Raw genomic sequence first — 13,543 nt, 5'->3', positions numbered from 1 at the left:
AGATCTCCCCTCCGCCCCGAAGCCGGTAGGCTGTTAAAGCGATTCGCAGATGGAAACGCTGATGCCAGCAGGGTTGAGAGTGTGGCCTTTCTGTAACACGACTGCTCGATGTAACACGTGGTGCTCAGAAGTTTTGCAGCGCGTGTAACGCTGAGTATTTTCAATAAATACAATGGGTTATTGATATGCGTAACACGGGTAACACCCGTAACACGATTTTTGAGGGGGTATAGGGTTAACGGCTTCACACGGCCTTCCCAAATTGACCTTGCACTACATTTCCGGCCTCTAGGGAATCAAGGTGATCGGCGTACCATTGCATCATTTTTACGCGTTGCTCAAAGTATTGGGCCTTGTTGTATACCCCCGAGATGCCTTCCTCTTTGTGAGCCAACTGCGCTTCAACATGTTCCTTCGGCCAGCCATGTTCTCGAAGTAACGTGCTCGCGGTGTGTCGAGTACCGTGTCCTACTAGACGCCCTTTGTAGCCGATGGTAGCGAAGACTTTGTTGATTGTGTTTTCGCTGATGGTTGGGTTCTTTGCTCCGACGCCGGGGAAAAGCCAGCGACTCCGTCCCGTTAAACAGTGCAGGTCCCTCAGTGCTGTAACGGCTTGGTGGGGAAGGGGGCATACAAAATCCCGGCGCATCTTCATCTTGGCAGCAGGCGTCGTCCAAATGGCCTTCTCAAGGTCGAACTCTTTCCATTCAGCCAAGCGGACCATGCCTGGGCGGGATGCCGTCCAGATACAAAGCCATGCGGCGGTACGTGCCGTCAGTCTGCTCGGAGTGTTTTTGAGTGCTTGGAGAAACTCAGCGAGTTCAGGCTCCAGCAAGTGTGGATGCTGCTGAGTCTTGGGCGCCTGGGCGGCAATGTCGCGAAGGCGGCTGCCCGGATCGTTTTCGGTGAGTCCTAAACCAATCGCTCGGCCGAAGATTTGGTTGATCCAGGTGCGGCACTTTTCTGCCACGTTGTGAGCGTCTCTAGCTTCGAGGGATGCCTGGAGATCTGCACAGTCGGTGCGGGTGATTTCGTCGAGGGGCTTATCTCCCAATGCCGGGAGTATGTCCTTGTCGAGGTAGGTGCGGATTTTGTGAAGGGTAGAGGTTGCGAGGCCCTTTTCTTCTTTGGCCTTGAGCCAAGCTTCAGCAGCAGCTCGAAACGTTCGAGCCTTGGCCGCATCGATTGCAGCTTTAGCGGATCGTTTCTGCTCAAGGGGATCGGCGCCGCTACTCACCACTTTGCGTAGATCGGCAGCTTTCTCTCTTGCCAGCGCACCACTGACCTCTGGGTAACCCCCGAGCCCCATCCAAGCCCAATTGCCCGCCGGACGTTTGTAGCGTAGCTGCCAGGATTTACCACCATCAGGTTTGACCCTGAAGTAGAGGCCGTTTCCGTCTAGCTCCCGGTATTCCTTTGACTCCGGCTCCAGCCCTGCAAGCGTCGTGTCTGCGAGAGGGCGGCGCTTGATATCTGCGCGCTTCATCCTTGTATCCCAAAGTTCGGTATTTTTCTCAGGATACAAGCAGGGATACAGGGATACAACGGATAAGGGGATACAGAGGTAGAAAGCCAGATACAAAAAAACCGGCTCAAGTGGCCGGTTTCTCTGGGTCTGAGAGTCTGGTAGAGACTTTCAGATACTGCTATATGGTGCCCCGAGGGAGACTCGAACTCCCACTCCTTTCGAAAACGGATTTTGAATCCGCCGCGTCTACCAATTCCGCCATCAGGGCTCAATGGCGGCGAAGTATAGAGATGAGATTACCGTTGGTCAATCACGTTTCATGGTCTATTTTCACTATTTCCGCTAGACTTCCGGGCCCTGCTAGACGAACCCCATCATGCGCGTTGCTGACTTTACTTTTGAACTGCCTGATTCGCTGATCGCTCGCCACCCTTTGGCCGAGCGTCGCGCCAGTCGACTGCTGACCCTGGACGGGGTCAGCGGTGCCCTCGCACACCGTCAATTCACTGATTTGCTTGAGCATTTACGCCCAGGTGACTTGATGGTGTTCAACAATACCCGGGTGATTCCGGCACGGCTGTTTGGCCAGAAGGCTTCCGGCGGCAAGCTGGAGATTCTGGTGGAGCGTGTGCTCGACACTCATCGCGTCCTGGCCCATGTGCGCTCCAGTAAATCGCCGAAGCCAGGTTCAAGCATCCTCATCGACGGCGGTGGCGAAGCTGAAATGGTCGCGCGTCATGACGCACTGTTCGAACTCAAGTTCGCCGAAGAAGTGTTGCCCCTGTTGGAGCGTGTCGGCCATATGCCGTTGCCTCCGTACATCGACCGCCCTGATGAAGATTCGGACCGTGAGCGTTATCAGACGGTTTACTCCCAGCGCCTCGGTGCAGTAGCTGCGCCGACTGCCGGGCTGCATTTTGATCAGCCGTTGTTGGACGCGATTGCCGCCAAGGGCGTCGAGACCGCCTATGTGACCCTGCACGTGGGGGCCGGCACGTTTCAGCCGGTGCGTGTGGATAACATCGAAGACCATCATATGCACAGCGAATGGCTGGAAGTCAGTCAGGCTGTGGTCGATGCGGTCGCTGCGTGCAAGGCGCGTGGAGGGCGTGTGGTGGCGGTGGGCACCACCAGCGTGCGCTCCCTGGAAAGTGCGGCACGCGACGGCGTGCTCAAGCCATTCAGTGGCGACACCGATATCTTTATTTTCCCAGGCCGGCCGTTTCATGTTGTCGATTGCCTGGTGACCAACTTCCATTTGCCGGAATCCACGCTATTGATGCTGGTGTCGGCATTTGCCGGTTATCCCGAAACCATGGCGGCTTACCAGGCTGCCATCGACAATGGATACCGTTTTTTCAGCTACGGTGATGCGATGTTTATCACCCGTAACCCGGCGCCACGCGGCCCAGAGGACACCTTATGAGTCGTATGTCGTTTAAATTATTGGCCACCGACGGCAAGGCCCGTCGTGGTCGCCTGACCTTCCCACGCGGCACCGTAGAGACCCCGGCGTTCATGCCGGTTGGCACCTACGGCACCGTCAAGGGCATGCTGCCTCGCGACATCGTCGCCACCGGTGCCGAAATCATCCTCGGCAACACCTTCCACCTATGGCTGCGCCCGGGCACGGAAGTGATCAAGAAGCATGGCGACCTGCATGACTTCATGAAGTGGCAAGGCCCGATCCTCACCGACTCCGGTGGTTTCCAGGTGTTCAGCCTGGGCGCCATGCGCAAGATCAAGGAAGAGGGCGTGACCTTCGCCTCGCCGGTGGACGGCTCCAAAGTATTCATGGGCCCCGAAGAGTCCATGCAGGTGCAGCGTGACCTGGGCTCCGACATTGTGATGATCTTCGACGAATGCACGCCGTACCCGGCCGACGAAGACGTCGCACGAATTTCCATGGAGCTGTCCCTGCGTTGGGCCCAGCGTTCGAAGAACGCCCACGGGGACAACACTGCCGCGCTGTTCGGTATCGTCCAGGGCGGCATGCACGAAAGCCTGCGTAAACGCTCGCTGGAAGGCCTCGACAAAATCGGCTTCGATGGTCTGGCCATCGGCGGTTTGTCGGTAGGCGAACCCAAGCACGAGATGATCAAGGTGCTGGACTACTTGCCAGGCCTGATGCCTGCTGACAAACCTCGTTACCTTATGGGCGTTGGCAAACCGGAAGATCTCGTAGAGGGTGTGCGCCGCGGTGTGGACATGTTCGATTGCGTGATGCCAACCCGTAATGCCCGCAATGGGCATCTGTTCATCGATACAGGCGTGCTGAAGATCCGTAACGCGTTCCATCGCCATGATGATTCGCCGCTGGATCCCACCTGTGATTGCTACACCTGCCAGAACTTCTCCCGTGCTTATCTGCACCATCTGGACAAATGCGGGGAAATGCTGGGTAGCATGTTGAATACCATCCACAATTTGCGTCATTACCAAGTCCTGATGGCTGGTTTGCGCGAGGCTATTCAACAGGGTACATTGGCCGCCTTCGTCGATGCCTTCTATGCCAAGCGCGGGCTCCCTGTGCCGCCCTTGGACTGAGTTTCCCGACCCTAAGATTCACTATTTGCAACTGGAGTGCTAAATGAGCTTTTTTATCTCTAACGCCATGGCTGACGCCGCTGCGCCTGCCGCTGCCGGTCCTATGGGCGGTGGTTTCGAGTGGATTTTCCTGGTCGGCTTCCTGGTCATCTTCTACCTGATGATCTGGCGTCCACAGGCCAAGCGCGCCAAAGAGCAGAAAAACCTGCTCGGCAGCCTGCAAAAAGGTGACGAAGTTGTGACCACTGGCGGCATCGCCGGCAAGATCACCAAGGTTTCCGACGCTTTCGTGGTTCTGGAAGTCTCCGACACCGTAGAAATGAAGTTCCAGAAAGGCGCCATCGCCGCCACGCTGCCAAAAGGCACGCTCAAAGCGATCTGAGTAACAACCTTTACCAATCGACGGGGCGCGCAAGGCGCCCCGCGTTATAAGCGGGCGGCGTGATGCTGAACAAATACCCTCTGTGGAAATACGTACTGATCCTGGCGGTGCTGGCGATCGGTTTTATTTATTCCGCTCCCAATCTCTATCCTGATGACCCGGCGATCCAGATCACTGGCGCCAGCACTTCGTTGCAGGTCAACCAGGCTGATCTGGACCGCGGGAGCAAAGCGCTCACCGATGCGGGTATCCAGGTTAAAGCGGCAACATTGGCAGCTGGTGCGAAGGGCGGCTTGTTGCGCCTGACCAAGCAAGAAGACCAATTGCCGGCAAAAGATGTCGTGCGCAAGGCCATGGGTGACGACTACGTCGTTGCACTGAACCTGGCACAGACCACGCCACAATGGCTGCGCAGCATTGGCGCGCACCCGATGAAGCTGGGTCTGGACTTGTCCGGTGGTGTGCACTTTCTGTTGGAAGTCGACATGGACAAAGCCCTCGACGCGCGCCTGAAAGTCTACGAAGGCGACGTGAAGAGCCTGCTGCGTAAAGAGAAGCTGCGTTATCGCAGCCTGCCGCAGCTTAACGGTGCCATCCAGCTGGGTTTCTCCGATGAAGCTTCCCGCGAACAGGCCCGTGCGCTGATCCGCAAGAACTTCAACGATTTCGACATCGTACCGGCTGACCTGAATGGTCAGGCTGTACTGCGTCTGGCGATGAGCCCGGCCAAGATCGCGGAAATCCGCGAGTACTCCATCAAGCAGAACTTGACCACGGTACGTAACCGCGTCAACGAGCTGGGTGTGGCTGAGCCGATCGTTCAGCGCCAGGGCGCAAACCGCATCGTGGTTGAGCTGCCAGGCGTGCAGGACACGGCTGAAGCCAAGCGTATCCTGGGTAAAACCGCCAACCTGGAATTCCGCCTTGCGGCTGAGCCAGGTGCTTCTCGCGCCACTTCCGAGGAATTCGAGTTCCGCGAAGGCAACCGTCCACCGGCGCAGATCGAGCGTGGCTTGATCATCACCGGTGACCAGGTAACTGACGCCAAGGCCGGTTTCGGCGAGCACGGCACGCCTGAGGTGAACATCCGCCTGGATGGTCATGGCGGCGAGCTGATGAGCCGCGCCACGCGCAGCAACGTCGGTCGCAGCATGGCGGTGATCTTCATCGAGCAGCGTCCTGTCACCACCTACACCAAGCAGGTCGTCAACGGCGTCGAGAAAGACGTGCCGGTGCAGACCTTCAAGGAAGAGAAGAAGATCATCAGCCTGGCGACTATTCAGTCGCCGCTGGGTGCTCAGTTCCGTATCACTGGCCTGAACGGTCAGGGTGAATCCTCGGAACTGGCCCTGCTGCTGCGTGCCGGTGGCCTGGCTGCACCGATGTACTTCGCTGAAGAACGTACCATCGGCCCGAGCCTGGGTGCGGACAACATCACCAAAGGCGTGGATGCTGCGCTGTGGGGCATGTTGTTCGTCTCGCTGTTCATCATCGCCATCTACCGCTTCTTCGGCGTCATCGCCACCGTCGCTTTGGCGGGCAACATGGTGATGCTGCTGGCTCTGATGTCGCTGCTGGGCGCAACACTGACCCTGCCGGGCATTGCCGGTATCGTGCTCACCATGGGTATGGCGGTTGACGCCAACGTACTGATCTTCTCGCGGATTCGTGAAGAGATCGCGGCGGGCATGACCGTACAGCGCGCAATCAACGAAGGCTTCGGCCGGGCATTTACTGCAATTCTCGACTCCAACTTGACCACTCTGTTGGTCGGCGGGATTCTCTTTGCGATGGGCACCGGCCCGGTCAAAGGTTTTGCGGTAACTATGTCCCTCGGTATCTTTACCTCGATGTTCACGGCCATCATGGTGACCCGCGCAATGGTCAACCTGATCTTTGGCGGGCGTGACTTCAAGAAGTTGTGGATTTAAGGGGCTGCCATGTTACGTACAATCAACTTCATGGGCGTTCGCAATATTGCGTTCGGCGCCACCGTGCTCCTTACCGTTCTGGCGTTGTTCAGCTGGTTCCATAAGGGCCTGAACTACGGTCTGGACTTTACCGGCGGTACGCTCATCGAGCTGACCTACGAGAAGCCGGCCGACGTTACCCTGGTGCGCAACGAACTGGTCAAGGCTGGTTATCACGAAGCCGTCGTGCAGAGCTTTGGTGCGACCACCGACCTGCTGGTGCGCATGCCAGGCGAAGACCCGCAATTGGGTCACCAGGTTGCCGAGGCCTTGCAGAAGGTTGGCGGCGATAACCCGGCATCGGTCAAGCGCGTCGAGTTCGTTGGTCCGCAAGTGGGTGAAGAACTGCGCGACCAGGGCGGCCTTGGCATGCTGATGGCGCTGGTCGGCATCATGATCTACCTGGCGTTCCGCTTTCAGTGGAAGTTCGGTGTCGGCGCCATTGTTTCGCTGATCCACGACGTGATCGTGACCGTGGGTATTCTGGCGTACTTTCAGATCACCTTCGACCTGACCGTACTGGCTGCTGTGCTGGCGATCATTGGTTACTCCCTTAACGACACCATCGTGGTATTCGACCGGGTTCGTGAGAACTTCCGAGTACTGCGCAAGGCGACGTTGATCGAGAACATCAACATCTCCACGACCCAGACGCTGCTGCGGACCATGGCGACTTCGATCTCCACCTTGTTGGCGATTGCTGCGCTGATGATCTTCGGTGGCGACAACCTGTGGGGCTTCTCCCTGGCGCTGTTCATTGGCGTTCTGGCGGGTACCTACTCGTCGATCTACATCGCCAACGTGGTGCTGATCTGGCTGAACCTCAACAGCGAAGACTTGATCCCTCCGGCCGCGACTGGCAAGGAGGTCGACGACCGCCCTTGATGGGTGCTTGTTGATCTGCTGTTACAAGAAAGGCACGAGTATTGAACTCGTGCCTTTTTTTTTGCTCCAAGGCTGGGTATAGCGCGGATCTTTCGGTCCGTTTGTGATGGTCAGGAGGTTCAACGTGAACAAGTCGTTACTGGTTGGTGCGGTATTGGGTGCTGTCGGTGTGACTGCCGGGGGTGCTGTCGCCACCTACAGCCTGGTAAAAAGCGGCCCTGAGTATGCGCAAGTGCTGGCAGTGCAGCCGGTAAAAACCCAGATCAAGACCCCTCGTGAAGTCTGCAAGGACGTCGCCGTGACGCGTCAGCGTCCGGTACAGGACCAGCATCAGATTGCCGGTACCGTGGTTGGCGCCCTGGCGGGTGGCTTGCTGGGTAACCAGATCGGTGGGGGTAACGGTAAGAAGCTGGCCACTGTAGCCGGTGCCGTCGGCGGTGGTTACGCCGGTAACAAGGTTCAGGAAGGCATGCAGAACCGTGATACCTACACCACCACGCAAACCCGTTGTAACACCGTCAACGATATCAGCGACAAGGTTGTTGGTTATGACGTGCGTTACAACCTTGACGGCAAGGAAGGTTCGGTGCGCATGGATCGTGATCCGGGTGGTCAGATTCCAGTGGACAAAGAGGGTCGTCTGATCCTCGGTCAGAACCAGCAGTAATCTGAGTCTGGCACAGGCCTCAACGCTTGTGAGCTTCAAAATGTGGGAGGGGGCTTGCCCCCGATAGCGGTGGATCAGTCAGCCAGTTATTTGCTGACCCACTGCAATCGGGGGCAAGCCCCCTCCCACATTTGTTAAGTATTGCTGCTGATGCATGGGTCTGGCTCAAATCCCGGGCATAAAAAAGCACCCCCTTGGGGGGCTTTTTTGTGCTCGCTCGCTTAGCGCTTCAGCGAAGCCGGCAGGTGCGGCTGGATCGCCGTCAGCACTGCCTTGAAGCACTTGGTGTTGCCAGCTACAACGTGGCCTTTTTCCAGGAAGTCATGACCGCCGGTGAAGTCGCTCACCAGACCGCCGGCTTCCTGGATCAGCAGGGCGCCTGCAGCCATATCCCACTCGGACAGGCCCGACTCCCAGAACGCATCAAAACGACCGGCAGCAACATAAGCCAGATCCAGGCTTGCGGCGCCGGCGCGACGGATACCGGCGGTCTGGCCCACAAGGGCGCGGAACATGCCCAGGTAGTTTTCCAGGTTGTCCATTTGGTCGTCACGGAACGGGAAGCCGGTACCCAGGAGGGCGCCGTCCAGGCTGGTGCGGCCGCTGACACGCAGGCGGCGACCGTTCAACTGGGCGCCACGGCCACGGCTGGCGGTGAATTCTTCCTGGCGAACCGGGTCCAGGACGACGGCATGTTCCAGGCGACCACGGTATTTGCACGCGATGCTGACGGCAAAGTGCGGGATGCCGCGCAGGAAGTTGGTGGTGCCATCCAGTGGGTCAATGATCCACAGGTAGTCTTCGCCTTCGCCGCTGCCTTTGTGCAGGCCGGTTTCCTCGCCGAGGATGCCGTGGGTAGGGTAGGCCTTGCGCAACGCGTCGATGATTTTCTGTTCGGCGGCGCGGTCCACCTCGGATACATAATCCTTGGCGTCTTTTTCGTCGACCTTGATGGTATCCAGGCGCTCGATGGAGCGGAAGATCAATTCACTGGCGCTGCGGGCGGCGCGCAGCGCGATATTCAGCATGGGCTGCATGGATGTGTCACCTAAGGTTGTTAAAGAAAGCCGGGCATTCTAGCAGAAACTTTCTTCAGGTGAAGGACGACGTTAGCTTTCATGGCATAACCTTAGGCGGTTCTGTAAGATTTGCTCCCCTTTCCCGTGTCCGAGAGCGCCTCCCTTGCTGCAAAACATTCGTGTCGTCTTGGTCAATACCAGTCATCCCGGCAATATCGGTGGGGTGGCGCGAGCCATGAAAAACATGGGGCTGACGCGCCTGGTGCTGGTTGAGCCGCGCGTGTTTCCGCATCACGAGGCCGATGCCCGCGCATCCGGTGCCAATGACATCCTTGAAAAAGCCCAGGTCGTGGCCACCTTGGAGGATGCCTTGGTCGGCTGCAACCTGGTACTCGGTACCAGCGCCCGTGACCGTCGTATCCCCTGGCCGCTGCTGGATCCCCGTGAGTGCGGCAACAAAGTGGTGGAAGAGGCGGCTGGTGGCGCAGAAATCGCTTTGGTGTTTGGTCGTGAAGACTCTGGTCTCACCAATGAGGAGCTGCAGCGATGTCACTACCACGTGCACATCCCATCAGACCCTGAGTTCAGTTCGCTGAACCTCGGGGCGGCGGTGCAGGTGCTGACTTACGAAGTGCGCATGGCGTGGCTGGCGGCTGCCGGCCAGCCAAGCAAAATGGAGAAGGAAGAGGTTGCTTCGACCAAGAGTGGCGAACTGGCCACCATGGACGAACTTGAGCGGTTCTATGAGCACCTGGAGCAAACCCTGGTGGCGATCGAATTCCTTGATCCTGAAAAACCACGGCACTTGATGGCGCGCCTGCGTCGGTTGTACGGACGCAGCTCGGTAAGTCGGGCGGAAATGAATATATTGCGTGGCATCCTCACGGAAACCCAGAAAGCGGCCCGTGGCGAGCTTCTTAAGCGGAAGGATTAAAAATGTTCGAGCGTTTGCGAGAAGATATCCAGAGTGTTTTCCACCGTGACCCGGCGGCGCGCAACGCCTTTGAAGTGCTGACCTGCTATCCGGGTATGCACGCTATCTGGATCCATCGCCTGTCCGGCACCTTGTGGGGTATGGGCTGGAAATGGCTGGCGCGGCTGGTGTCGAACTTTGGTCGCTGGATGACCGGGATCGAGATTCACCCGGGGGCCAAGGTGGGACGCCGCTTCTTTATCGACCATGGCATGGGCATTGTTATCGGCGAAACCGCTGAGATTGGTGACGACGTCACCCTGTACCAGGGCGTGACCCTGGGCGGCACCAGTTGGAACAAAGGTAAGCGCCACCCGACGCTCGAAGATGGCGTGGTGGTGGGGGCGGGGGCCAAGGTGCTGGGTCCTTTCACGGTGGGGGCTGGTGCCAAAGTCGGCTCCAACGCTGTGGTTACGAAGGCCGTGCCGGCCGGTGCCACCGTGGTGGGTATTCCCGGTCGGATCATTGTCAAGCCGGAAGTGGGCGATGAGCAGGAAGCCAAGCGCAAGGCCATGGCCGAGAAAATCGGCTTCGATGCCTACGGTGTCAGCGAAGACATGCCCGATCCGGTCGCTCGTGCCATTGGTCAGTTGCTCGACCATCTTCAAGCGGTGGACGGCAAGCTGGACGGTATGTGCGGCGCGCTGAAGGAGTTGGGCAGCCCGTACTGTGCCAAAGACTTGCCTTCGCTGCGTGAAGAAGATTTTGCTGAAATCAAGGACGAAGCCGCTACCACCAAGGCAGGCTGAGCGCGGGCCCTTGTGGGAGCTGGCTTGCCTGCGATTGCGGTGGGCCAGCGGCCTATAAGTTAGCTGATAGGCTGCTATCGCAGGCAAGCAAGCTCCCACATTTGATCTCCATTGGCTCAGTGGCCTTGCTGCGGACCTGGTTGCGCTGTTCGATCCCACCCCATCCTGCTATGATTCGCGCGCCCTTTTTACGGGTAATCCTGACTAAAGTACTAGGTCTTATAGTTGACTTAAATACTCGGGAATCGCATACTTGCCCACATTCTGAAACACCTTGGTAATTGTCCATGAGACTGACTACAAAAGGCCGATACGCGGTGACTGCCATGCTCGACCTGGCCTTGCACGCGCAAACTGGGCCGGTGTCCCTGGCTGATATCTCCGAGCGCCAAGGCATTTCCCTGTCCTATCTTGAGCAACTGTTCGCCAAATTGCGTCGTAGCAATCTGGTCTCCAGCGTGCGTGGGCCAGGTGGCGGCTATCAGCTGTCCCGCGATATGCAGGGCATCCAGGTGGCTCAGGTGATCGATGCGGTCAACGAATCCGTCGACGCGACCAAATGCCAAGGCTTGGGTGACTGCCACGCTGGCGACACCTGCCTGACACACCATCTGTGGTGTGACTTGAGCCTGCAGATCCATGAGTTTTTGAGTGGTATCAGCTTGGCTGATCTTGTGACTCGCCGTGAGGTGCAAGAAGTAGCCCAGCGTCAGGACCAGCGCCGTTGCAACACCAAGGCGCCGCGTCTGGACAAGATTGAAGCGTCCGCCGTCGAGTGACAGCCGAAGAGCTAACGGCACGCCAGCCAGCCTGATTTAGGAGAAAGTCCATGAAATTGCCGATTTACCTTGATTACTCAGCGACCACCCCGGTTGATCCGCGTGTCGCGCAAAAGATGAGTGAATGCCTGCTGGTTGACGGAAACTTCGGCAACCCGGCCTCCCGTTCCCACGTATTCGGCTGGAAAGCCGAGGAAGCGGTCGAGAACGCTCGTCGCCAGGTCGCTGACCTGGTCAATGCCGATCCGCGCGAAATCGTCTGGACTTCCGGTGCCACCGAGTCCGACAACCTGGCAATCAAGGGCGCGGCGCATTTCTATGCGACCAAAGGCAAGCACCTGATCACCACCAAGATTGAGCACAAGGCTGTCCTCGACACCATGCGCCAACTGGAGCGTGAAGGTTTCGAGGTTACCTACCTTGAGCCAACCACCGACGGTATCGTCACCCCGGCCATGATTGAAGCCGCGCTGCGTGAAGACACCATCCTGGTTTCCGTGATCCACGTGAACAACGAAATCGGCACCATCAACGACATCGCCGCCATCGGCGAACTGACCCGCTCCAAGGGCATTCTGCTGCATGTCGATGCTGCCCAGTCCACCGGCAAGGTCGACATCGACCTGTCCAAGCTGAAAGTCGACCTGATGTCGTTCTCGGCCCACAAGACCTACGGCCCTAAAGGCATTGGTGCCCTCTACGTAAGCCGCAAGCCGCGCGTACGTATCGAAGCCACCATGCACGGCGGCGGTCACGAGCGCGGCATGCGCTCGGGCACCCTGGCGACCCACCAGATCGTCGGCATGGGCGAAGCCTTCCGCGTGGCCAAGGAAGACATGGCTGCCGAAAACGTACGCATCAAGGCCCTGAGCGATCGCTTCTACAAGCAGGTCGAGAACCTTGAAGAGCTGTACATCAACGGCAGCATGACCGCCCGCGTACCGCACAACCTGAATTTGAGCTTCAACTACGTCGAAGGCGAGTCGCTGATCATGGCGCTCAAGGATCTGGCGGTTTCGTCCGGTTCGGCCTGCACCTCGGCCTCGCTTGAGCCTTCGTACGTACTGCGCGCCCTGGGCCGCAACGACGAGCTGGCACACAGCTCGATCCGCTTTACCTTCGGCCGCTTCACCACTGAAGAGCAAGTCGACTATGCCGCGCAGAAAGTCTGCGAAGCCGTCAACAAGCTGCGTGTTCTGTCGCCGCTGTGGGACATGTTCAAAGACGGTGTCGATATTTCCAAGATCGAGTGGGCGGCACACTAAATATAGAAGCCGCCACCCAAGCTCTGTAGGAACGTGGCGGTAAACGCAGACGTTTTTACAGGGTTCCAGAGCGGCCCTGATGAGTGAGGATTCAGTACCATGGCTTACAGCGAAAAGGTCATCGACCACTACGAAAACCCGCGCAACGTCGGCAAGATGAACGCGGAAGATCCTGATGTCGGCACCGGCATGGTCGGCGCCCCGGCGTGCGGCGATGTGATGCGCCTGCAGATCAAGGTCAACGAAGCTGGCGTTATCGAAGACGCCAAGTTCAAGACTTACGGCTGCGGCTCGGCCATCGCCTCCAGCTCCCTGGCGACCGAATGGATGAAAGGCAAGACCCTGGATGAGGCTGTGACTATCAGCAACACCCAGCTGGCCGAAGAACTGGCCCTGCCGCCAGTGAAAATCCACTGCTCCGTGCTCGCTGAAGACGCCATCAAGGCGGCCGTTCGCGACTACAAGCAGAAGAAAGGCTTGATCTAAGCATTTGGCGACGAGTAAGGAGTCAACGATGGCTATCAGCATGACAGAAGCGGCAGCGCAGCACATTCGCCGCTCCCTGAATGGGCGCGGTAAAGGTGAGGGGATTCGTCTGGGTGTTCGCACCACGGGCTGTTCCGGCCTTGCCTACGTGCTGGAGTTTGTCGACGAGGTGGTTGAGGAAGATCAGGTGTTCGAAAGTCACGGCGAGAAAGTGATCATCGACCCTAAAAGCCTGACCTACCTGGACGGCACCGAACTCGATTTCGTCAAGGAAGGGTTGAACGAAGGTTTCAAGTTCAACAACCCCAACGTACGCGGTGAGTGTGGCTGCGGCGAAAGCTTCAACATCTGAG

General features: G+C 58.1%; 14 protein-coding genes and 1 tRNA gene. 12 read left to right on the top strand and 3 right to left on the bottom strand.

What is annotated here, in order from left to right; all coding sequences use genetic code 11:
* Positions 1 to 244: 244 nt before the first annotated feature.
* Both DNK50_RS26590 and DNK50_RS26585 read right to left on the bottom strand, forming a co-directional pair.
* Positions 245 to 1,486 carry a tyrosine-type recombinase/integrase gene (locus DNK50_RS26590; RefSeq protein WP_043205854.1) on the bottom strand — a complete coding sequence of 414 codons (1,242 nt, stop codon included), beginning with the start codon at positions 1,484 to 1,486 and terminating at the stop codon, positions 245 to 247.
* A 165-nt stretch (positions 1,487 to 1,651) separates the two neighbouring features.
* Positions 1,652 to 1,736 (bottom strand) — tRNA-Leu (locus tag DNK50_RS26585).
* Between the two features lie 108 nt (positions 1,737 to 1,844).
* Here DNK50_RS26585 and queA point away from each other — a divergent pair.
* The 6 genes from queA (at position 1,845) to DNK50_RS26555 (ending at position 7,919) form a co-directional block, all read left to right on the top strand.
* Positions 1,845 to 2,894: a tRNA preQ1(34) S-adenosylmethionine ribosyltransferase-isomerase QueA gene (queA, locus tag DNK50_RS26580; protein WP_112196682.1), complete on the top strand. Its 1,050-nt coding sequence runs from the start codon at positions 1,845 to 1,847 to the stop codon at positions 2,892 to 2,894.
* 5 nt (positions 2,895 to 2,899) lie between these two features.
* Entirely contained in the window at positions 2,900 to 4,015 is a 1,116-nt protein-coding gene (gene tgt, locus DNK50_RS26575; protein ID WP_162633419.1) for a tRNA guanosine(34) transglycosylase Tgt, read from the top strand.
* A 43-nt stretch (positions 4,016 to 4,058) separates the two neighbouring features.
* On the top strand, positions 4,059 to 4,397 hold the full coding sequence (yajC, locus tag DNK50_RS26570) for a preprotein translocase subunit YajC (RefSeq protein ID WP_003175975.1): 339 nt from the start codon (positions 4,059 to 4,061) through the stop codon (positions 4,395 to 4,397).
* A 62-nt stretch (positions 4,398 to 4,459) separates the two neighbouring features.
* Positions 4,460 to 6,328 carry a protein translocase subunit SecD gene (gene secD / locus DNK50_RS26565; RefSeq protein WP_112196680.1) on the top strand — a complete coding sequence of 623 codons (1,869 nt, stop codon included), beginning with the start codon at positions 4,460 to 4,462 and terminating at the stop codon, positions 6,326 to 6,328.
* A gap of 9 nt (positions 6,329 to 6,337) precedes the next feature.
* On the top strand, positions 6,338 to 7,252 hold the full coding sequence (secF, locus tag DNK50_RS26560) for a protein translocase subunit SecF (RefSeq protein WP_099585623.1): 915 nt from the start codon (positions 6,338 to 6,340) through the stop codon (positions 7,250 to 7,252).
* Between the two features lie 124 nt (positions 7,253 to 7,376).
* Positions 7,377 to 7,919 carry a glycine zipper 2TM domain-containing protein gene (locus tag DNK50_RS26555; RefSeq protein ID WP_003175972.1) on the top strand — a complete coding sequence of 181 codons (543 nt, stop codon included), beginning with the start codon at positions 7,377 to 7,379 and terminating at the stop codon, positions 7,917 to 7,919.
* A gap of 221 nt (positions 7,920 to 8,140) precedes the next feature.
* Here the strand turns inward: DNK50_RS26555 and suhB are convergent, their stop codons facing one another.
* Positions 8,141 to 8,956: an inositol-phosphate phosphatase gene (gene suhB, locus DNK50_RS26550; RefSeq protein ID WP_003175971.1), complete on the bottom strand. Its 816-nt coding sequence runs from the start codon at positions 8,954 to 8,956 to the stop codon at positions 8,141 to 8,143.
* Positions 8,957 to 9,101: 145 nt separating this feature from the next.
* On the opposite strand from suhB, the gene trmJ reads away from it, so the two are divergent.
* From trmJ to iscA, 6 genes are all read left to right on the top strand, one after another.
* On the top strand, positions 9,102 to 9,872 hold the full coding sequence (gene trmJ / locus DNK50_RS26545; protein WP_099585622.1) for a tRNA (cytosine(32)/uridine(32)-2'-O)-methyltransferase TrmJ: 771 nt from the start codon (positions 9,102 to 9,104) through the stop codon (positions 9,870 to 9,872).
* 2 nt (positions 9,873 to 9,874) lie between these two features.
* Entirely contained in the window at positions 9,875 to 10,660 is a 786-nt protein-coding gene (gene cysE / locus DNK50_RS26540) for a serine O-acetyltransferase (RefSeq protein ID WP_112196679.1), read from the top strand.
* A 287-nt stretch (positions 10,661 to 10,947) separates the two neighbouring features.
* On the top strand, positions 10,948 to 11,439 hold the full coding sequence (gene iscR, locus DNK50_RS26535) for a Fe-S cluster assembly transcriptional regulator IscR (RefSeq protein WP_003194020.1): 492 nt from the start codon (positions 10,948 to 10,950) through the stop codon (positions 11,437 to 11,439).
* A 50-nt stretch (positions 11,440 to 11,489) separates the two neighbouring features.
* Positions 11,490 to 12,704 (top strand): IscS subfamily cysteine desulfurase, encoded by a 1,215-nt coding sequence (locus DNK50_RS26530; protein ID WP_112196678.1) that lies wholly within the window; start codon positions 11,490 to 11,492, stop codon positions 12,702 to 12,704.
* Positions 12,705 to 12,803: 99 nt separating this feature from the next.
* Positions 12,804 to 13,190, top strand: coding sequence for a Fe-S cluster assembly scaffold IscU (gene iscU, locus DNK50_RS26525; RefSeq protein WP_003209682.1), 387 nt, complete (start codon positions 12,804 to 12,806; stop codon positions 13,188 to 13,190).
* Positions 13,191 to 13,218: 28 nt separating this feature from the next.
* On the top strand, positions 13,219 to 13,542 hold the full coding sequence (iscA, locus tag DNK50_RS26520; protein WP_003209680.1) for an iron-sulfur cluster assembly protein IscA: 324 nt from the start codon (positions 13,219 to 13,221) through the stop codon (positions 13,540 to 13,542).
* The last annotated feature ends 1 nt before the right edge of the window (position 13,543 follow it).

It is taken from the genome of Pseudomonas sp. LG1E9 (assembly GCF_003290225.1).
In the GTDB taxonomy this organism is placed as follows: Bacteria; Pseudomonadota; Gammaproteobacteria; order Pseudomonadales; family Pseudomonadaceae; genus Aquipseudomonas; species Aquipseudomonas cyclaminis.
This window is presented reverse-complemented; position numbering and strand designations above follow the sequence as displayed.